17 protein-coding genes and 3 pseudogenes are annotated in these 19,233 nt (G+C 58.7%); 7 read left to right on the top strand and 13 right to left on the bottom strand.

The window, feature by feature from the left end; genetic code table 11:
• Positions 1–16 precede the first annotated feature (16 nt).
• From QO231_RS10870 to QO231_RS10850, 5 genes are read left to right on the top strand one after another with little or no spacing between them, the layout of a single operon-like run.
• On the top strand, positions 17–997 hold the full coding sequence (locus QO231_RS10870; RefSeq protein ID WP_316775991.1) for a TRAP transporter substrate-binding protein: 981 nt from the start codon (positions 17–19) through the stop codon (positions 995–997).
• A gap of 13 nt (positions 998–1,010) precedes the next feature.
• Positions 1,011–1,553, top strand: coding sequence for a TRAP transporter small permease (locus tag QO231_RS10865; protein ID WP_316776223.1), 543 nt, complete (start codon positions 1,011–1,013; stop codon positions 1,551–1,553).
• Between the two features lie 4 nt (positions 1,554–1,557).
• A complete protein-coding gene (locus QO231_RS10860) occupies positions 1,558–3,009 on the top strand; it encodes a M81 family metallopeptidase (protein ID WP_316775989.1) in 1,452 nt (483 codons plus the stop codon).
• Positions 3,006–3,857, top strand: coding sequence for an alpha/beta fold hydrolase (locus QO231_RS10855; protein WP_316775988.1), 852 nt, complete (start codon positions 3,006–3,008; stop codon positions 3,855–3,857). Before QO231_RS10860 ends, QO231_RS10855 begins: the two co-directional genes overlap by 4 nt.
• Positions 3,854–4,831: an ornithine cyclodeaminase family protein gene (locus tag QO231_RS10850; protein WP_316775986.1), complete on the top strand. Its 978-nt coding sequence runs from the start codon at positions 3,854–3,856 to the stop codon at positions 4,829–4,831. The genes QO231_RS10855 and QO231_RS10850 overlap by 4 nt, the downstream gene beginning before the upstream one ends.
• Before the next feature lie 60 nt (positions 4,832–4,891).
• Here the strand turns inward: QO231_RS10850 and QO231_RS10845 are convergent, their stop codons facing one another.
• Positions 4,892–5,545 carry a pyridoxamine 5'-phosphate oxidase family protein gene (locus QO231_RS10845; RefSeq protein ID WP_316775984.1) on the bottom strand — a complete coding sequence of 218 codons (654 nt, stop codon included), beginning with the start codon at positions 5,543–5,545 and terminating at the stop codon, positions 4,892–4,894.
• Between the two features lie 62 nt (positions 5,546–5,607).
• On the opposite strand from QO231_RS10845, the gene pdxR reads away from it, so the two are divergent.
• Positions 5,608–7,044: a MocR-like pyridoxine biosynthesis transcription factor PdxR gene (gene pdxR / locus QO231_RS10840; protein ID WP_316775983.1), complete on the top strand. Its 1,437-nt coding sequence runs from the start codon at positions 5,608–5,610 to the stop codon at positions 7,042–7,044.
• 89 nt (positions 7,045–7,133) lie between these two features.
• On the opposite strand, the gene chrA is transcribed toward pdxR, so the two are convergent.
• From chrA to QO231_RS10815, 5 genes are all read right to left on the bottom strand, one after another.
• Positions 7,134–8,426, bottom strand: a complete 1,293-nt coding sequence (gene chrA, locus QO231_RS10835) for a chromate efflux transporter (protein WP_316775981.1) — start codon at positions 8,424–8,426, stop codon at positions 7,134–7,136.
• Between the two features lie 3 nt (positions 8,427–8,429).
• Complete coding sequence (locus QO231_RS10830; RefSeq protein WP_316775979.1) at positions 8,430–9,248, bottom strand: sulfurtransferase/chromate resistance protein; 819 nt, start codon at positions 9,246–9,248, stop codon at positions 8,430–8,432.
• 362 nt (positions 9,249–9,610) lie between these two features.
• Entirely contained in the window at positions 9,611–9,916 is a 306-nt protein-coding gene (locus tag QO231_RS10825) for a DUF6522 family protein (RefSeq protein ID WP_316775977.1), read from the bottom strand.
• Positions 9,913–10,146 (bottom strand): hexameric tyrosine-coordinated heme protein, encoded by a 234-nt coding sequence (locus tag QO231_RS10820; RefSeq protein WP_316775975.1) that lies wholly within the window; start codon positions 10,144–10,146, stop codon positions 9,913–9,915. Before QO231_RS10820 ends, QO231_RS10825 begins: the two co-directional genes overlap by 4 nt.
• Before the next feature lie 67 nt (positions 10,147–10,213).
• Positions 10,214–10,369 carry a hypothetical protein gene (locus QO231_RS10815; RefSeq protein WP_316775973.1) on the bottom strand — a complete coding sequence of 52 codons (156 nt, stop codon included), beginning with the start codon at positions 10,367–10,369 and terminating at the stop codon, positions 10,214–10,216.
• Positions 10,370–10,451: 82 nt separating this feature from the next.
• On the opposite strand from QO231_RS10815, the gene QO231_RS10810 reads away from it, so the two are divergent.
• Positions 10,452–10,913, top strand: a complete 462-nt coding sequence (locus QO231_RS10810) for an RrF2 family transcriptional regulator (protein WP_316775971.1) — start codon at positions 10,452–10,454, stop codon at positions 10,911–10,913.
• A 126-nt stretch (positions 10,914–11,039) separates the two neighbouring features.
• Here QO231_RS10810 and QO231_RS10805 read toward each other — a convergent pair whose 3' ends face one another.
• From QO231_RS10805 to pta, 7 genes and pseudogenes are all read right to left on the bottom strand, one after another.
• On the bottom strand, positions 11,040–11,636 hold the full coding sequence (locus tag QO231_RS10805; RefSeq protein WP_316775969.1) for a HutD/Ves family protein: 597 nt from the start codon (positions 11,634–11,636) through the stop codon (positions 11,040–11,042).
• A gap of 236 nt (positions 11,637–11,872) precedes the next feature.
• Positions 11,873–12,319: a sodium-independent anion transporter gene (locus QO231_RS10800; RefSeq protein ID WP_394356593.1), complete on the bottom strand. Its 447-nt coding sequence runs from the start codon at positions 12,317–12,319 to the stop codon at positions 11,873–11,875.
• Between the two features lie 201 nt (positions 12,320–12,520).
• Positions 12,521–13,590 (bottom strand): annotated as a pseudogene (locus QO231_RS10795) (SulP family inorganic anion transporter); the annotation flags it as partial.
• Between the two features lie 145 nt (positions 13,591–13,735).
• Positions 13,736–14,632 carry a dimethyl sulfoxide reductase anchor subunit family protein gene (locus tag QO231_RS10790; protein WP_316775968.1) on the bottom strand — a complete coding sequence of 299 codons (897 nt, stop codon included), beginning with the start codon at positions 14,630–14,632 and terminating at the stop codon, positions 13,736–13,738.
• Positions 14,632–15,375: pseudogene (locus tag QO231_RS10785) on the bottom strand (4Fe-4S dicluster domain-containing protein). The gene QO231_RS10790 and the pseudogene QO231_RS10785 overlap by 1 nt, the downstream one beginning before the upstream one ends.
• Positions 15,372–18,220 (bottom strand): annotated as a pseudogene (locus QO231_RS10780) (molybdopterin oxidoreductase family protein). Before QO231_RS10780 ends, QO231_RS10785 begins: the two co-directional pseudogenes overlap by 4 nt.
• Positions 18,213–19,226: a phosphate acetyltransferase gene (gene pta / locus QO231_RS10775; RefSeq protein WP_316775966.1), complete on the bottom strand. Its 1,014-nt coding sequence runs from the start codon at positions 19,224–19,226 to the stop codon at positions 18,213–18,215. The pseudogene QO231_RS10780 and the gene pta overlap by 8 nt, the downstream one beginning before the upstream one ends.
• Positions 19,227–19,233: the final 7 nt, after the last annotated feature.

Here is a 19,233-nt window from a genome sequence, read left to right as displayed (position 1 = left end):
TCTGGAGGAACTTGAAATGAACAAACGAAACGTCCTGAAATCGACACTGCTGGCGGCAGCACTTGCCTTGACCGCGCAGACCGCAACCGCACAGGTAAAGATCGCCTTGGACAGCCCGCCTGATCTGGAAGGGTCAGGCAGCTATGTCTGGGCACATACCTTTGCCGAGCATCTCGAGGCCAATGGCATCGAAGCCGAGGAGTTTCAACGAGGCGCACTGGGTGGCGACGATGAGTTGTTTGATCAGGTCAGCCAGGGTCTGCTCGAGGTGAGCATGTCGCCGCTCAACATCGTCGGTTCCATCGACAAGACGATCTATGGTCTGCGCCTGCCGTATTTCTTCACGGATATGGAAGAGGTCGATCGCGCGCTGGACGGTGGCGGGATGCTGGAAAAGATCAATGCGGCCACAACGCCCGAGGGCGTGCGGGTCCTGGCGGTCGATACGGTCGGTCAGGCTTCTGGCATCTTCAACACCAAGAAACCAATCAAGTCGGTTGCGGATATGGCGGGCTTGCGGATGCGCGCGCTGGATGAAAGCCAGATCGAGCTTTACAAGGCTTGGGGCGCGGATGGCACCATCGTCAGCTGGGCCGAGGTTCCCAATGCGTTGCAGACCGGCGTGGCCGATGGATATCTCAACCCCAATTTCGTGCCGCTGCTGTTCGGGCACACCGACTTTCTCAAGCACTACACGGATGCTGCAGTATCGCCTTCGCTGCGCATCGCGATCGCGTCCGAAGACTGGTATCAGGGGCTGAGCGATGCGGATCGGCAGACCGTTGATGATGCCGTTGCCGCGGCCACCGCCGCCAACCGCGCATGGTTGGGTACGCAGGACGGCGTGCTGGACCAGCTGCGCGACGCAGGTGTGGAAATCCAGACACTGGACGAGGCTGCCCGGCAAGAGTTTCGCGATGCCTCGGCCCCGGCTTATGAGAGCGGCCTGCTGACGCAGGAACAGATCGCGGAATGGGAAACCGCCAAGGGAAACTGAGCCTGTGCGCGCGATGGTACTTGGACTGGACCGGCTTTCGGCGCTGCTGAACACCATCGCCCTTTGGGGGGCGGTGTTGGCGGTGGTGACAATGGTCGGTGCTGCCGGCTGGCAGGTCATCGCGCGCTACATTCTGGATGCACCACCGATCTGGACCGAGGAACTGGCCCGGCGCGCCATGGTCTGGGCCGGTATGCTGGGGGCAACCTGTGCCTTTCGAAGGTCTGCCGATCCGACCCTGTTTCCGGGCATGCGCGATTTGCAGGGTCGGCTGGGTGGGGTGTTGGCGATTACAAGGACCGCGGGCGTGCTGATTTTTGCGGCCCCCGTGATCTGGTTTTCCATATTTGATTCCCGAATGAACCCGCTGCGGGGCTTTCTGGGCCGCAGTCTGAACCGCTCTGCCGAAATGCTTGATGTTTCGATGATCTGGTTTACCGCGGCGGTGCCATTGGCGTTTTCCATCATCGTACTGCACGTCGTGGCCATGACGCTCTTGCAACTGACGGGGCAGGCGCGACCGACGCATTTTCCGCCCACAACCAAAGAGATTTGACACGATGAAAGTCTTCATAGCCGGATTGAGCACCGAAACAAATTCGTTTTCACCAATGCCGACGGGCATGATCTCGTTTCAGGAAGGGGCCATCCATCATGGGAATGCGACACAAGAACCGGTGCAATACTGGACCGGTCCACTTCATGTCTGGCGCCAGCGCGCCGAAACAATGGGCTGGAATGTCATTGAATCGCTCTCTGCCCATGCACAACCTGCCGGGCCAACCGTCAGGGCGGTCTACGAAGGGTTTCGCGATGAAATCCTGAGTGATTTGTCGGCGGCAGGGGGCGCAGACGTGATCCTGCTGGCCCTGCACGGTGCGATGATTGCGGATGGGTATGACGACTGCGAAGGCGATCTGATCGCGGCCTGCCGTCGGATCGCGCCCGATGCCGTGATCGGCGGGCTTCTGGACCCGCACTGCCATCTCACCGAACTCATGCTGGAAACCGCGACGCTGTTGGTCGCTTTCAAGGAATACCCGCATGTCGACATTTCCGCCCGCGCAGATGACATTTTCACGTTGGCAGCAGATGCCGCGACGGGAAAAACGCGCCCCGTCATGCGGGATTGGGATTGCCGCGTGATCTTGGCGATGCCCACGCCGTCCGGCCCGATGCGGGAACTCGTTGACAAGATGCAGGCGCGTGAAGGTCGCGGCGGTATCCTGTCGCTGTCGATTGCCCATGGGTTTCCCTGGGGCGATCATCCGCGTGTCGGCACCCGCGCGCTGGCGATCTGCGACGCTGACAGCGATCAGGCCGCCACCGTCGCCCGGCAGTTGGGGGAAGAACTCTACGCGCTTCGCCGGGTGCTCGACACTGATATCCCCGGCATTGATCAGGCGCTGGATCGGGCTGAGACGGAACCAGAGGGCCCGATTGTTCTGGCGGACATGTCCGACAACGCAGGCGGCGGTGCGCCGTCAGACGCAACGTTCCTGCTGCGTGCGATGATTGGGCGTGGCATGACCAGTGTTGCGACAGGATTGTTCTATGACCCCGGCGCGGTGCGCATCTGCCGCGAAGCGGGCGAGGGGGCCACGCTTGACCTGCGGCTCGGCGGCAAGCATGGCCCGATGTCGGGCGATCCGCTGGACCTGCGGGTGACGGTGCGCAAATGCGCCAGCGGCCTGACCCAGCGTTTCGGTGACCTGCCCGCCCCCATGGGAGAGACCGTTTGGATCACCACAGGCGGCATAGACATCGTGATCAATGATATCCGTACCCAGACCTTTCACCCCGAAGCGTTTACCCAGCTTGGCATCGACCTGTCACAACGGCGCTATGTCTGTGTGAAGTCCTCCAACCACTATCAGGCCGGGTTCAACCCGGTCGCCGCCACTGTGATCCCGGTGGCCACCCCCGGTGCCATAACGCCCGACTTTGCGAACATCCCCTACACCCGTCGCGCGCGCGACTATTACCCAGCCGTGGAAGACCCCCATTCATGACAAATGCACTGATCGCCGACCGTGACCGCTTTGCCGAACAGCATCCCGAACAACGCATCATGTTGCGCGGGCGGGAATGGGGCTACCTTGATGTAGGCAGGGGCCCGACACTGATGCTGATCCCCGGTACGCTGGGACGATGTGATATTTTCTGGCAACAGATCACGGCGCTTTCAGGCAGGCTTCGCATCATCGCTACCAGCTATCCGGCGGGCGGCGGAGTGGCCGATTGGGCCGGCGATATTGTGGCATTGATGGATCATCTGGATGTGGCAGAGGCGACGGTGCTCGGCTCCTCTCTCGGGGGGTATCTGGCGCAGTACATCGCAGGCAGCGCATCGGCGCGCGTGACACGCCTTGTCGCGGCGAACACACTGCATTCCGTGCGTGGCCTTGATCAACGGCCTCCCTATTCGCTGGATCTCGACACTGGTCCGATCGCCGACCTGCGCGCGGGGTTCGGCACCGGGCTCGAAGGGTGGCGCGCAGCCCATCCCGATCAAAGTGAGCTGGTTGACCTCTTGTTGAAGGAGGTCGGCGGGCGGATCCCCGAGGCTGAGTTGCGCACGCGGCTTTCGGCCCTCAAACACGCACCTGATTTGCCCGAGCTTGATATGGCAAATGATCGGATAATCACGATCGAGGCAGATGATGACCCCCTGATCCCCGCTGTCATGCGTGCCGCTGTTCGCGAGCGGCTGAAGCCCGATGTGGCCTACAGGTTCCTCACCGGTGGGCATTTTCCCTATATCGCGCGGCCCAAGGCCTATACCGCGCTGCTTGAAAACGTCATGGAGATTGATGTCACCGGTCCCGATTGGGGTGCTGCACCGGAGCGTGTCCTGTGATTGTGCTGACATCAGAGGATGTCGCGGCGCTGCTCCCGATTGCGGACGCAATCGAAATCATCGAAACAACCATGAAAACTGTTTCGGCTGGCGGTGCCGAGCTTCCGCTGCGCAATGTGGTTCCTGTCGGCGGCGACAACCGGATGGGTGTGATGCCGGGTGCCCTGTCCGATCCGGCGTGTTTTGGCGTCAAGCTGGTCAGCCTGTTTCCCGACAATCCGGCGCGCGGCCTGTCCTCTCATTCGGGTGCGTTCGTCCTGTTTGACGCCGTCACGGGGCAGGCAACGGCAATGATGGATGCCAGCCTGCTCACGGCCATTCGGACGGCGGCCGCAACCGCGGTGGCGACACGGGCGCTGGCGCGGTCGGAATCACAAACACTGACCATCATTGGTTACGGCGAACAGGCCGAACATCATCTCGCCGCCATCTGTGCGGTGCGCGAAATCCAGTCTGTGCACATTGCAGGCCGCAACGAAACCAAGGCACGGGCCTTTTGCAAGGCCGCCCGGAGCCGCCATCCGGATCTGCAAATCAGCGCCGTCAACGATGTGCGCGCAGCGGTTGAAAAGGCCTGTATCGTTTGTACTGTCACCGCGTCCCCCACGCCCGTTCTGGATCATGCCTGGCTGGACGAAGGATGCCATGTCAACGTGGTTGGCTCTTCCATCCCCAGCATGCGCGAGGTTGATGACGATCTGGTTCTCAAGACCTCGATCTGGGTGGACTACCTGCCATCCGCCCTCGCACAGGCCGGTGAAATTGTGGATTTGATTGCACAAGGCCGCATGGACGCGGGTGCACTGAAAGGCGAGATCGGACATGTGCTGTCGGGACATGTCGCTGGTCGTACGTCACCCAGCGAACGGACCGTCTACAGGTCCCTCGGCATCGCCGCACAGGATTTGGCGGCGGCGCAAGCTGTCCTAAGTGCCGCAAGAGAGCGGGGGATGGGGCAAACCGTCAGGCTTTGATGAAGACGCCGCCGTGGCGATTTCGCAGGGCCGCAGTGCCGCTCCAAAGCGGCATTGCAATCAATCAAGCCGAAAGTCCCTGACGTGATCAGGCAACTCGACACCTTCGAGAAGTCGAGCGTCCGGGATCGGTGTGCCGATTTGGGTCTTTACAGGTATGATCCCCGCCCAAATCGGAAGGGCATAGTCTTCCTCCTCATCACCCGGCTCGCCTGTCCGGATTTTCGCACTGCCTTCCGCGATATCCATACCCAGGACCATCGTTGCCTTCAGGTCCTGCTCATGATCAGGCCGCAGGGTATCGTAGCGGCCCGGGAACAATCCGTTGACGAAATTCCGCAACTTGACGAGCTTTTCAGCCGGATCTTCGACTTTTTTGGCAGTGCCAAACAGCATTACCGACCGTGCGTTCACGGAATGGTGCATGCCAGACCGGGCTAGAACAAAACCATCCAGAATGGAAACCGTCAAACAGACATTGGCGTCTTTCGACCTACGCAAGGCCCGGCTTGCAGAGGAGCCATGCCAATAGACACGATTCCCTTCGCGCCACTGAAATGTCGGCGTCACATAGGGGTGCCCATCGATAACATAGCCGACGCTGCACATGGGCTGCGCGTCAAGGATGCCATTGATCGTGGCCCGGTCGAAATGCCCCCGCGTGTGCAGCCGACGCAAGCGAGTTTTTTCGGTGATGACAAGTGGATCCGTCATGAGTGAGGCCCTTTTGAAGAGAATTTCTTGACGACGCCTAGAGGTCTATTGGATATATAGGAATGTCCAATGTTGGTAATAATCTACAGTCCAATTTCGATGCCGCCCTCTTTGGCCTCGTGCTGGACCGTAGTTTGCGCGAAAGCCTTCAGACCCAATTGACCGAAGCGCTGCGCGACTTGCTTCTCGGGAGTCAGGACTTTTCCGGAACCCGCCTGCCGGCCAGTCGGATTCTGGCTCAGGAACTGTCTGTATCACGCACAACCGTGGTCAGCGCCTATGATCAGCTCATCAGTGAAGGTTACCTAAGGACGAAGGTCGGTGATGGCACTTTCGTGGCCGATCAATTGCCGCATCTGACCTCGCCCATCGCGAAAGCACCGTTGCAACGCGAGCCTCCACAGGCTTGGCTGCCGTTTCACTCAGGAGTCCCGGATCAAGCCCTGTTTCCCTATCGGGTCTGGGCAAGACATATTGAACGGGCCTGGGCCAGGCCGCACGCTGATCTTCTGGGCCGCCCGGACCCGTTCGGTTGGTACCCGCTCCGGCAAGCCATTGGCGAGCATCTTTCGGCGTGGCGCAAACTGGATTGCCATCCTGAACAGATATTGATCACTTCCGGTGCGTCCGAGGCTTTCGACGTCATTTTTCGCGGTCTGCTTGAGCCAAAGCGAACGGCGGTGGTCGAGGATCCCGGCTGGCCGATCTTACGAGATGTTCTTGGCGCGCTCGGAACACGGGTGCAGCCCATTCGGATAGATCGCCAGGGCCTTGATCCTGAGCAGATCACGGGAGCGGCATCAGTGGCGATTGTCACGCCCTCACGGCACTACCCGACAGGCGTTTCAATGCCGCTATCAAGGCGTATGGCGCTTTTGGCATGGGCCAACCAACAAGACGCGCTGATTGTAGAAGACGACTACGACAGTGAATTCCGGTATCAGGGCCATCCGCTACCGTCGCTCACCGGTTTGGATAGCCTGAGGCGGTCCATCTATCTGGGCAGCTTTTCAAAACTGCTCAGCCCGGCGTTGCGTCTCGGCTATCTGGTTCTACCGAAACCGCTGATACCTGCGGCAAAGACCTATATGTCCCGCTATGGGTCACGCGCGTCGCTAACTCCGCAACCCGCATTGGCCACATTCATGAACAGCGGAGAGTTCGCCATCCATCTCAGACGGATGCGACGCATCTATGCGAAACGTCAATCGCATCTGGTATCAGAGCTTGCAGGATGTGCGGATCTTCTGGATGTGGCCCCAGATCCGTCCGGAATGCATATCTGCGCGTCGTTGGCTCCAAAACTTCGTTATCAGATGGAGGACAAGAGCATCGTAGACATCGCCCGGACGGAGGGTCTGCATCTCAGGGCGCTGTCGTCGCATGCCTCTTTGCCGAATCCGCCGCACGGACTCATACTTGGTTTTGCGGCATTCGACGAAACCACACTATCCAGAGCGACGCAAAAGCTGAACCAACTACTTCGAGGGTTGCGTTGATTGGGGCGTCAGTCTTGCAACGCCGCAGATCACGCCGCACTGACAAGATGACTCCTCAGGCCCGACTTGTGCAACAAGGCCACGCTCCGTCAAAGGATCAACCGCAACGCGCCCCCCAGAACCGAAGCGACCAGCAAGACTCTGATGATGCCCCAATGCAAGCGGAACGCCAGAAAGCAGCTGAGAAAAAACAAGGCCAATGCGAGCCATTCGATCGTTGCAAAGTCGGGAACCCACAACGTCACGGGGCCCGTTTCTTCGCGGGTGACGACGGTGAACAGCACGTGCAGCGCGAACCAGATCGAGAGGTTGAGGATGACTCCTACAACCGCAGCCGTGATCGCCTTCATTGCGCCTTTCAGCCTTGGCTGGTTCGAAATCCACTCGATGTATGGCGCACCGGCGAATATCCAGAGAAAACAGGGCGCGAAGGTTACCCAAAGCGCAACCAAGGCAGCTATCAATCCAAGGTGCAGACCGCCGTCCTTGAACCCTGCCAGAAAGCCGACGAACTGGGTCACGAGGATCAGCGGGCCGGGTGTTGTTTCGGCCAGACCTAACGCGTCGATCATTTCGCCTGCGGTCAGCCATCCGAACTGCACCACAACGTCCTGCGCCATATAGGCAAGCACCGCGTAGGCCCCGCCGAATGTGACGATGGCCAGGGTCGAAAAGAACTTGCCGATTTCCACAAGAATGTCAGGCGCGTCCAACCATGAGAGCGCCATGAGGGGAAGCAACCAGATCGCAAGCCAACTGACAATTGTGCCGAGGGTTTTTCGGGCTGATACATGTGCCATATCGACGACGCATCGGTCGTCGTCTGCAATCCCAAGATGCCAGCCAAAGAAGCCCGCGATCAGCACGATTAACGGATAGGGAATGGAGAAAAAGAATATCCCGACAAAGGCGAAACCGGCGATTGCCCAGTGCAAATTCTGCGAGAGCGCTTTCCTGGCGACGCGCAACAGCGCCTCGACCACGATCACCAGGACGGCAGCCTTGATCCCATAGAACAGGGCTTCGACCAGAGGCACATTTCCAAAGACACTGTAGATTGCGGCAAGCGTCATGATCACGACTGCGCCCGGGAGGACGAACAGCAATCCGGCGATCAGCCCCCCCAGGGTGCCGTGCAGTCGCCAACCCGCATATGTCGCCAGTTGCATGGCTTCGGGGCCGGGCAGGAGCATGCAGAAACTCAAGGCATTGAGAAACTGCGGCTCCGACAGCCACGCGCGTTCTTGGACAACTTCCTTGTGCATGAGCGCGATCTGGGCAGCAGGGCCGCCGAAGGACAGGATGCCGATCTTCCACCAGACACGCGTTGCGTCTGCCAGAGATGCGTCTGTGCCTGCCGGGGCGCCATGTGGATCGACCATGACCTAGGCCTTTGTCGAAGCTGCGGGCCAGTCGTGCCCTTCGTCGGTTGCGTCTCGCGCCCAGCGATAGAAGGCATCATAGAGCAGCATACCGGCTTCGAGCTGTTCGAGATCATCGCGGAACATGCGTGACAGGCCCAGGGACGCTGCCAGAAGACCTGCCGCTTCGGGCGCCAGATCGTGCTTGTTGGTATCCGCACCCCGCACAACGAGAGCGAGTTTTGCGAGGGCATCGTTTCGAACGCCAAATTCCTCGATCATCGTATCGAAGGTGCAGGTTTCGCCTCGATGGCTCCAGAATGCGCCCTCGATATCAAAAGGTGTTGCGTCAAACCGTTCGGCGACGTTGTTCACCTGCGAGGCCGCGACGAACAATATCTGGGCCTTTGGGTCAATGAACCGACGAATGAGCCACGGACAGGCGATGCGGTCTATCTTTGGCCTGTGTCGTGTCACCCAGACCGTGCGACCAGCGTCGTCCAGCGGCGGCAGTTTCCCGGCCAGAACCATCGGGTGTCCGGCATCTCTCCACGCGAATTGTCCTCCTTCGAGAACTTCTGCTTGCATGTCACAGCTGCGGAGTATGGCCGCTGCGCCCTGGCTGATTTTTAGCCCCTTCTGGCAATAGACGACAACGGCCCGACCTTTGAGATCATCCGCCAGATCCATAACCGTCAGGTAAGGGTGGCGATATGCGCCGGGGATCAACCTCGGTTCATCTTCAAAATCTTCGTCGGTGCGAACGTCGAGCAAGACGGGACAATCGGGTGTTCCCACCAAGCGAGCCAAGGTAGATACGGAAATTTCATTGTATGACGCCATAGAGCATCCTCCATGCAGAAGTTGGAACTGGAAGGATGCAAGATTGGGCTGGCGCCTCACGGGGTTCTTGCGGACCCCAGGCCTCTGTTTCTAAGCACTATCCCTGCCGCTGTCAAACGCACCTTGGTTGTCTCGCGGCCACCGTCACGGCGTTCAGTGGTGTTTGGGAAGGTGGTTGAACGTAGCGGAACTATGGGCTGGCATTGCAAGCGAAACCCCTGTCCACCACGTCGTTGATCGCCCCGGCCTGAAGATCTTAACCGATGGCGAAAGGTTTGGCGCAAATCGACGCTTACGTCAGTGCCCGGTGAAACGGGAGCAGGACAACACCCTGACAATTTCCCCGTACCTTATGCAAGACCCTACGACTTGGGTTCGCTGGGAAGTGGGAACATCTCGGAAGCGATCGGTTTGCGGGATCGTGATGGAAAGCTCACCCGTTTCAGGATGGTCCCCGTTTGAGAAATGACAAGCCGAACGGTACGGTCACCATAGTGGAACGTCAAACGTGCGCGTCCGGCATCTTCCCCGATGCCGGTTTCGCTCAGAGATGTGATCTCGCCACTGCGCATCAGGGGTTGAATGTTTTCCGGCTCGAGTTTGAACGCTTTTGCAATCACCTCTGCATCGACGACAAAGCCGTCCTGACTTATCTCAACCCGCGTCATGATGTCTCTCTCCAATACCCGTTTGCCGCCGCAACAGTTGCGAAATGCGTCGCAACGATCTGGCTTGAAGCAATCAGGGCGTCAAAGCTCTCTGCATACTCGGGACGCAATTTTTCGCGAATGGCAGCGTCCGGTTGTGTCATCTTGACTGCAACACGACTGAGTTTGACTGCCAGTTCATAGCCCTCTTCAGGTGTTTCTGTAGTCAGGGTGGGAAGCCAGGTTGTCATGGGTCGTTCCTTTCGGTCGAGGAGGGTTGTCAGTCCGCAACTCGGTGTGAGCAATGCATCGGCACGGTCAGGCGACGACAATCCAGACGAAAATCAGGCCAACCACGAGATAGACGAGCGTGTTGATCATCCAGCGGATCAGGCCGGCGTCTCCTTCCGGGTCCACGCCCAGGCGTTCGCAGACCTTGGTTCCCGGCCAGAGAATTGCGTCGAACAGTGACATTGATTCGATCCCTTAATAGGTATTTCTGATACGTATTACATATCTCTTTTAAATGCGCATTGTAAATGCTAAATATCTTGACATGCAGTTGGACAAATTTACCGATTACGCCCTTCGCGTGCTGATGACATTGGCGGTGCGTTCGCCCGCACGCGTCCCCACTTCAGAGATTGCGACACTCTTTGGACTGTCGGAAAGCCACCTGTCCAAGGTTTCCACACAGCTTGGCCGCGCAGGTTTCGTCACATCGGAAAGAGGCCGCAACGGCGGACTTACCCTGGCGCGCGCACCGGATCAGATCCGCGTTGGCGCCGTTGTCCGGGCGATGAAGCGCAATGACCCGGTGGTGGAGTGCTTTGGGACCGACAAATCCTGTCTTGTCCTGCCAGCCTGTGGTCTGCGTGAACCTTTGGTACAGGCCCAAGAGGCGTTTTTCGCGTCACTTGATCGGTATACGCTTGCTGACGTGACGCGCTTCCGGCAGTCGCTTGGCGCACTGCTGGAGCCACCAACCACAGACTCCAAATTGTCCGCCGCACCCTGACGGATATCCGTGAAGGAATGTGCTGACCCATTGATGACGCATCGTCGAGGAGAATGTCGAAACGCTCGATAGTCGACCCGCGTGTCGACTTGCCATTTGCCAGAAAGTACGCCGCGCGGCACTCAGTCAGAAAGGGTCGCTACCACCAGCAATGGAAAATTCGACGGTCTTGCCTCGATCCAGATAGCATATCGTGATCTCCAGCGCCGCGTCGCCTTTGCCAAGGCTCAAGGGCACGCTTGTATCCACAAAGGCAGTGTCCCCGGAATAAAGAGATTGGGTGCCAAGCTTTGGCCGTCCTGCCAACACATGCAGGGCGGTCGCCCCAGCCTCAGGCCGGATCATCGTGTGATCAAGAGGCCCGTATAGGGTGGTGACCGACCCGTCGCACACGGACGGATCAAACATCAGGTTGAGATCCGTCAGGGGACCACCTTTGAGGCGCGCAAACACCTCCATTTCTCCAGCAAAGCGGACGGGCTGCCACGGGTCGGCATCGAATTCACCATCCGGATGGTCCAACACCATGCCGGTATCGGAAACCACGGTCAAAATCCGTTCGAGCCCTGCAAAGCATGAGAATGCACCGTCGCGGGCGACATCGGCACGGCTGAGTCGCCACGCCGTGTGTGCGCCGCAGGTCGCCATGGCAATGTTCCGTGTGATCCCGCCGCCGTTTTTCCAGGGAATGTCAACCAACGCGTCGCAGCGCAAAATATCCATAGGCTGATTTCCTTCAAACCGTACTGTTGCAGGCTCTGATCTTCGGACCCTGAACTTGGGTGTCGGACAGCCGGCGATAGAAGTCCGCACGAAACGGCACATGATCGGCAACAATGCTCCGCTCTGCAATCAGGTTTTCAACGTCTGCAGCGCCGAGGTCAATTCGGAGATGGCCGAGACGGCATCAAAACTGTTCGGACCGGTGACAACAGTGCCAATTTCGATCCAAACGTGATCTATGAACCAGCGTCAGGGCTTGGCATATTCTTGCATTCGAGAAAGACGCGCAGTTCGCATTTGGCGCAAACGGTCGGGTCGAGCTTTGGAACCATATTCTCCAGCATTTCGCGCTTTCGTCGAAAGATGTTCTCCCGACCAACCAATTTGGTCACATGATACTGATCCAACTGACGGCGAAGAGGAGGGTATCGCCCGACAAGATAGAGGCTCCCCCCCTGTTCTTTGCGCGTCCGGGCTTCTTCGACCAGCCATTCTGCCCCTGCAAGATCAATTCCAACCGATCCATCAATCAGCAATGCGAGATGTAGCTGGTCCGGCCGTTGCTTTTCCAAGCGGCGAAATTCTTTTTCCAGATACTCGACCGCTCCGAAGTACATCGGTCCCTGTACCCGAATGAACATGGCTTGTGAGCATTCCGGCAAGCGCCAGTGGATCGGGCTCATGAACGGTCGTCCGACTACGCCTGCATTGGGGACATTCACCGGCAGCCCCGGGCGCATCGTTTTCCGCAGAAACAGCGACAGCGATACGATGACTCCTGCATAGTTTGCAAATTCCAGATCGACCAGCAAAACGACCATGAACGTAATCAGAAAGATCGCCGTTTCCGAAGCGCTTGTCGTCAGAATGTGTCGAATTTCCCTGACGTCGATCAGTTTCCAGGCCACCAGCATGATCAGGCCCGACATTGCAGGGATCGGAATATGGGCTATCAACGGGCTCACCAACAGCAGAATGAAAAGGAGAAATACGGCCGCCAGAATTGCGGCCAATGGTGTTTTGGCACCGGCCTCCAGGTTGAGTGAGCTGCGTGTGAACGACCCTGATCCCATATAGGCCGAAAAGAACGAGCCACCGATGTTTGACAGCCCCTGGCCGATGATCTCCTGATTGCTATTAAGAGATTGATGCGACTGTAGCGACATCGCGCGTGCAATCGACACGGCTTCCAGCAATCCGATGAGCGCCAGGGTGAATGCCCCTGAGACAAATCGCGGACGATGTCAAAGGACATTTCCGGAACCGCAAAAGGCGGAATTCCGGAATCGATGGCTTGCACAAACGCGACACCATGGCTTTGCGCGCCCAGCACATAGGCCAACCCGCGGCCAGTGATCAACGCGATCAGGTAGTTCGGCCATCCGGGTTTGAATTTCTTGATCAGGACCGCCACGACAAGCGTGGTCAATGACACTGCGAGGACATTGGGGTTGAGTTCTGGCAAAACAAGCCAGAGTTCCTTGGCAAATGCGAACAACTCGTCTGGTCTTGGCAGCGATTTTCCGATGAACCCCGGAAGCTGGCTGAGAAAAATCAGTATTGCCGCGCCTGCAGTAAAGCCCACCATGACGGAGTGAGATACCAAGCTGACAAGTTGCCCCAAACTGACGAGACCGAGGCAAAGCTGGAAAAGCCCAGCCAGCAACGTGATGCTGAACACCGCGCTGATGAATTCAGGCGATCCCGGCACGAAGTGCTCGGCCAAAGTTGCGAAGATCACAACTGAAATAGCGGTGGTTGGACCAGAGACCAAATGCCATGAATTGCCAAAGAATGCGGCGATCACCGGCGTCACCATCGCCGTGTACAGACCATACTGTGGCGGCAGCCCGGCGATGGCGGCGAATGCAATGCCCTGCGGCAGCACGATCGCAGCATTGGTCAGACCCGCAAAAATGTCGGCGCGAACGGTGTCTCGCGTCACCTTCGGCATCCAACCCAGGAACGGCATCATGCGGCGCAAACGATCACGCGCGCCAAGCCGTTCCGCGGTGGCGGATGGTGCAATGTGCGGGGCTTCGTCAGAAGGCCGTCCAAATCGCCATGTCATGGGCGGTGGCCGGTCGTTTGGATGACAGTCATAGGTGCAGCACTCGATCTTGACCGTAGAACATGGCTTGAACGTGCTGAGCTTCGGCAAAGAACAGCCAGCGCAGGGCGATCATGCCGATCACATGCGATACCAGCGCCAGAAGGAGCCAGCTGGCTCCTGCTGACATGGCGAGACAGGCGAGCAGGATGGGCATGGCAAATCCCGCGCCAAATCCGATTTTGCGCAGTTGGTCTGCGCGGTGGCGTGCGATCTGGTAGGCCATTTCATCCAGCAGGTAATTCGATCCGGTGTGCGGCGATTCAAACAGCCTCACCTTTCCGATCTTGCCGAGACCTGTGGCAGAACCGATCGAGGCACCGGTCGAACTGCGCCGCACGTGGGACGCCTTGCTCTGCCACCAGACCGCGCAGCCAGCGGCACAGACAAGTGCGAGAAGCGCCAACCACACCTGGGCGGTTCCTCCGGTCACGGCGATCAGGCTCTGATTGGTCAAGAGGTACGGTGTTGGCGTCAGACTCCAACGGGGCACCGCGCGGATCTGGGCATAAATCATCGCGGTTGAGTAGATTGTAGCCCCTGCAAGAGCTGCTGCGATCAACCCCAGCGGAAAGAGTCGCGTTCCAGCGAGACACCAGATCGCCGCATAGAGGTCAAAGACCGCAAGAGTCGTAACCAGAAGGCAGGCTTCGCGGCTGAGCCAGGACGAGCGCCATTGACTGAACGAACGCGAGGCGTTGGACGGTTTGCCCAGATGCAGCGCAGACAACATCCCGCCAATGCCCGAAATTCCAAGTGCCGCTATCGAACTGACCCAGGCAAAGGTCGCGCTATCCGGTCCGAGACCCAGACCCATCCAGATGATCAGGCCGAGCCCCAGTCCGCTCAGGACCGTGAACAATATGATGGACGGTGCCGGATGCATCAGCCTACCCTTTCCAGTGCTTTGTCGAGCCAGCCGAGAAATCCGGTCGCCTCGGGTTTGGCCAGTTCGGCCAATTGCGCGGGTGCTGTTTCATGCACGTCCTTAGGCCGCGGTGGCAGGTATTGATTGACCGGCTTGGTCCCCAGTTCCGGCATCAGGTCGTAACCGCCGCGATCCTGCACCAGCTGGCTGACATCGCTGGTCGGATCGGCGAGATCCCCAAAATGGCGTGCTCCCGTAGGACAGGCCCGGACACAAGCAGGTTCGCGGTCTTCCTAGGGCAGGTTCTCGTTATAGACACGATCGACGCAGAGGGTGCATTTCTTCATGACACTTTCCGCCTTGTCCAACTCCCGTGCGCCGTAAGGGCAGGCCCAGGCGCACAGGCCACATCCCATGCAGGCGTCCTCGTTGACCAGTACGATACCGTCTTCGGTGCGCTTGTAGCTGGCCCCCGTCGGGCAGACGGTAACACAGGGCGCATCGTCGCAATGCAGGCACGACTTTGGGAAATGCACCAGTTGTGCCGGCCCGGTTTCGGGCTGCACTTCAAAGCTGTGAATGCGGTTCAACCAGCTGCCGGTCGGGTTGGCTCCATAGGCGTCCTGATCGCTGAGCGGAGCACCATAACCACCGGTGTTCCACTCCTTGCAGTTCACGGCACAAGCCTGACACCCGACACAAATGTCGAGATCGATCACGAGACCCAGCTTGACCTGGGTGCTTTCCGGCAGAGTGGTCATGTCCAATCCTTCCCATATGTCAGCTCTGTGGGACCGGTTCCGACCGGAGAGTCCTGCGCCCCGGCATCGGGTTCGGAGTGATCGCTTGGCGCGGCCCTTTCGATTTTGACCCTCAGGTCAAACCAGGCAGCCTGGCCCGTCACGGGATCAGAATTTGACCAGAGCAGGCCATCGCCGTTGGGTGGCAACAGTTCGTTCATCAGGTGGTTCAGCAGGAAACCGCGCGTGGTCTCCGGGGCACCGTCACCCAACGCCCTTGCGCCTTTGCGTTTGCCGATCGCATTCCAGCACCACAATGTCTTGGAGTTGACGGCATCCATGCGTCATACCGGGACTTTGATCTTGCCGTGATGCGAACTGATCCAGGCCCAGTCGCCGTCTTCAAGTCCGTGCTCATCCATAACTGGGCCCGGTACAAACATCGGGTTTTCACCGTGAATCTGCCGCAATCATGCGTTTTGCGACCCCCAAGGAATGGTACATGGCGGCCGGGCGCTGAGTGATCGCATGTAGCGGGTACTCGGCATTGTCCACCGCCGTCTGCTCAAATGGTTCCCACCAGATGGGGAAGGGGTCGAGCGCTGATTTGACCTGTTCCCGCAAATGACCGGTTGGTTGGATGTCACCATGACCTTCGGCGGCAAGCTGGAAGGTGCGCATCGGTTCCGAGTAGATTTGAAAGACATAAGGCGCGGGTTTGTCGTAGAAACCCCGTTCCACGGCCCAGTTCTCGTAGTCCATGTTGAATGGCTTCATGAACCGGGCATTGTCGGGGATATGGCACTCCAAGAACCCGCCATTGTCAATGTACTTCTGAAGCTGGTCCGGGTTGGGTGCGCCACGCCCTTCGCCCTTGCCATCCTCGCCACGCCAACCGGCAAGCGGCCCGACACCGGGTCGATGCTGGTGGTTGATCATGTAGTCGGCGTAGTCTCTGTAAAGAGCGTCACCGGCATCGTTAACAAAACCCGGCAGGCCACGGCGTGCGCCCAAATCCAGCAGTGCGGACTGGAAGCCGCGAACATCTCGGTCGGGCTCCAGAACCGGCCAGCGAATGGCATCGCAGGCCGCGTCGACCTCGCCAATCGGACGATCCAGCAGCGAGATGCAATCGTGCCGTTCCAGATAGGTGGTGTCCGGCAGGATCAGGTCAGCGAACGCCACCATTTCCGACGAATAGGCGTCAGAATAGATCATCCTGGGGATCTTGTATGCGCCTTTTTCGTCCTTGTCGGTCAGCATCTCCATCACACCTTTGGTGTTCATGGATGAGTTCCACGACATGTTCGCCATATACCTAAACAGCACGTCGATCGGATAGGGATCGCCCGCGTGCGCGTTCGAAATCACCATATGCATCATGCCATGCGTTGAAAGCGGATTTTCCCAGGTGAACGCCTTGTCGATACGCTTGGCCGTACCGTCCGCTTCCAATGCCAGATCAGCGGGGGACCGGGGGAAGCCCAGGTGCGGCCCGTTCAGCGGCTTATGCGGCGTGACCTCGGAATGCGGAGCGGGGTGCGCTTCGACCGGCTTGGGATAGGGTGGTTTGAACCGGAATGAGCCCGGATTTTCGACCGCACCCAGCATCAGTTGCAATACATGCAGGGCGCGACAGGTCTGAAACCCGTTGGAATGCGCCGAGATTCCCCGCATGGCGTGAAAGCTGACCGGGCGGCCCTTAAAGCCGGTGTGCGTTTCGCCACGAAAGTCCGTCCAGTCGGCCTTGACCTCGATGGCCTGATTGAAGGCGACATCCGCCAGTTCCGCCGCCAGTCGTTTTATGGGCGGAACAGCCAGACCACACCGCTCGGCCACCGTTTCAGGAGCGTATTGCGGATCGAGGTACTTTTTTGCCATCACCTCAAAATACAGGCAATCCAGTGCCACCGCCCGGCAGCGGAACCGCCCCTTTCAGAGTTGGTAGAAAACCTTTATTATCAAAAGGTTGCATGGCGTTTGTAACCGTGTTCCAGACCAGCGGATTATCGTCGTCGTCACGCACGAACAGGCCGGAGGTCTCACCTTCGTTCTGGTCCATAAGATGCCCGGCATTGGTCCAGCGGCTTAGGTAATCGACGTCGACGTGACCGGTGCGCAGCAGTTCATGGACCAAGGCAAGAATGAACAGGCCATCTGTTCCGGGTGTGATGCCGACCCACTCATCGGCCACCGCGTTATAGCCGGTGCGCACGGGGTTGACCCCGATCACGCGCCCGCCTGCCGACTTCAGCTTGCCAATGCCGATCTTGATGGGGTTGCTATCGTGATCTTCGGCAAGACCGAAAACCATGAAGAGTTTTGTCCAATCCCAATCGGGCGAGCCGAACTCCTAGAAGGCACCGCCCAACGTATAGATCCCGCCAGCGGCCATGTTCACAGAACAGAAGCCGCCATGGGCCGCATAATTCGGTGTGCTAAACTGCTGTGCCCAATATGAGGTGAAGGATTGCGACTGGTCGCGGCCTGTGAAGAAGGCCAGTTTCTTGGGGTCGTCGTCGCGAACCGCGCCGAGCCAGTCGCTTGCAAGGCTCAGCGCGTCTTCCCATTCGATTTCCTGAAATTCACCCGATCCCCGCTCGCCCACTCGTTTGAGCGGCTTTTTCAGCCGGGCCGGAGAGTAGTGCTGCATGATGCCGGCACTTCCCTTGGCGCAAATCACGCCCTTGTTGATTGGATGCCGGCGGTTGCCGTCGATGTATCGAATTCTAGGTACGCCGGCCTTGTCGTCGCGCAGATGAACCTGAATGCCGCCGCGGCATGCGCACATATAGCAAGTGGTGCACCGCACCTCGTCAGACACATGTGGACTGGTGTCGAGAACTGGCTGCTTTGACTCAGACATGCTTGGCCTCCCTTTGTGCAATCGCCTGACACGCCGTGATTGCAATCGAACGATAGATGTCTTCGACGCTGCACCCGCGCGACAGGTCGTTTGCTGGCTTCGCGAGCCCCTGCAGGATTGGACCAAGTGCCGAAGCGCCGCCCAGACGATGCGCGATCTTGTAGGCGATGTTACCTGCGCTCAGGCTTGGAAAGACAAAGACATTTGCTTGCCCGGCGACCTGGGAATTCGGCGCCTTCTGGTCTCCCACATCCGGCATCAGGGCTGCATCGAACTGCATTTCCCCGTCGACATTCAGGTCAGGCGCCTGCTCCCGGATCATCAATATGGCCGTGCGAATCCGATCAATCGATTCATGCGCATCTGCCCTGACGCTGCCCATGGTCGAGAAGGAGAGCATCGCGACGCGTGGCGTTTGCCCGGTAAAGGCCGACAGCGATTGAGCCGAGGCAATGGCAATGCTGGCCAACTCGACCGCGGTTGGCTGCAAAATCAGGCCGCAATCCGCGAAAATGACAGATTGATTGAACGGCGCGCGCAGTGACATCAGGAAACAGCTGGAAACGACACTCGCCTCGGGTGACTTGCCAATCACCTGCAAAGCAATTCGTACGGTGTCGGTGGTCGTCGCCACCGCGCCACCGATCGTTCCGTCACTGTCGCCCAGCCGCACCATCATCGCGGCAAAGCCCAACTGGCCGCTCATCGTTGTGCGGGCCTCTTCCCGAGTCATCCCCTTGTGTTTGCGAAGCTCAAAGAACTCATGCGTGTAGCGATCCAACTTGGGTGACTCTGCAGGATCAAGGATGTCGATCCTGTCTGCACCGTCATTGTCAGCAAGCAATGCGTGGATAGAGGCACGAGGGCCTATCAACTGCATGTCGGCGATCCCGTCGCGGGCCGCCTTTAACGCTGCCTCGGCCACGCGCGAATCGTCGCCCTCGGACAGGACAATCCGTGTCCGATGGCGTCTGGCTGCGGCGCAAATCTCATCGAGAATGCTCATGCGACCG

This window comes from Sedimentitalea todarodis (assembly GCF_032595355.1).
Classification (GTDB): domain Bacteria; phylum Pseudomonadota; class Alphaproteobacteria; order Rhodobacterales; family Rhodobacteraceae; genus Sedimentitalea; species Sedimentitalea todarodis.
The sequence above is the reverse complement of the archived record's forward strand: the minus strand, read 5'-3'. Positions and strand labels throughout refer to the sequence as shown.

Excerpts from the sequence above, each read along its gene's own strand:
- QO231_RS10870 (WP_316775991.1), top strand. The coding sequence starts at position 17 with ATGAACAAACGAAACGTCCTGAAATCGACACTGCTGGCGGCAGCACTT.
- QO231_RS10865 (WP_316776223.1), top strand. The coding sequence starts at position 1,011 with ATGGTACTTGGACTGGACCGGCTTTCGGCGCTGCTGAACACCATCGCC.
- QO231_RS10860 (WP_316775989.1), top strand. The coding sequence starts at position 1,558 with ATGAAAGTCTTCATAGCCGGATTGAGCACCGAAACAAATTCGTTTTCA.
- QO231_RS10855 (WP_316775988.1), top strand. The coding sequence starts at position 3,006 with ATGACAAATGCACTGATCGCCGACCGTGACCGCTTTGCCGAACAGCAT.
- QO231_RS10845 (WP_316775984.1), bottom strand. The coding sequence starts at position 5,545 with ATGACGGATCCACTTGTCATCACCGAAAAAACTCGCTTGCGTCGGCTG.
- pdxR (WP_316775983.1), top strand. The coding sequence starts at position 5,608 with ATGTCCAATGTTGGTAATAATCTACAGTCCAATTTCGATGCCGCCCTC.
- chrA (WP_316775981.1), bottom strand. The coding sequence starts at position 8,426 with ATGGTCGATCCACATGGCGCCCCGGCAGGCACAGACGCATCTCTGGCA.
- QO231_RS10830 (WP_316775979.1), bottom strand. The coding sequence starts at position 9,248 with ATGGCGTCATACAATGAAATTTCCGTATCTACCTTGGCTCGCTTGGTG.
- QO231_RS10825 (WP_316775977.1), bottom strand. The coding sequence starts at position 9,916 with ATGACGCGGGTTGAGATAAGTCAGGACGGCTTTGTCGTCGATGCAGAG.
- QO231_RS10820 (WP_316775975.1), bottom strand. The coding sequence starts at position 10,146 with ATGACAACCTGGCTTCCCACCCTGACTACAGAAACACCTGAAGAGGGC.
- QO231_RS10815 (WP_316775973.1), bottom strand. The coding sequence starts at position 10,369 with ATGTCACTGTTCGACGCAATTCTCTGGCCGGGAACCAAGGTCTGCGAA.
- QO231_RS10810 (WP_316775971.1), top strand. The coding sequence starts at position 10,452 with ATGCAGTTGGACAAATTTACCGATTACGCCCTTCGCGTGCTGATGACA.
- QO231_RS10805 (WP_316775969.1), bottom strand. The coding sequence starts at position 11,636 with ATGGATATTTTGCGCTGCGACGCGTTGGTTGACATTCCCTGGAAAAAC.
- QO231_RS10800 (WP_394356593.1), bottom strand. The coding sequence starts at position 12,319 with ATGAGCCCGATCCACTGGCGCTTGCCGGAATGCTCACAAGCCATGTTC.
- QO231_RS10790 (WP_316775968.1), bottom strand. The coding sequence starts at position 14,632 with ATGCATCCGGCACCGTCCATCATATTGTTCACGGTCCTGAGCGGACTG.
- pta (WP_316775966.1), bottom strand. The coding sequence starts at position 19,226 with ATGAGCATTCTCGATGAGATTTGCGCCGCAGCCAGACGCCATCGGACA.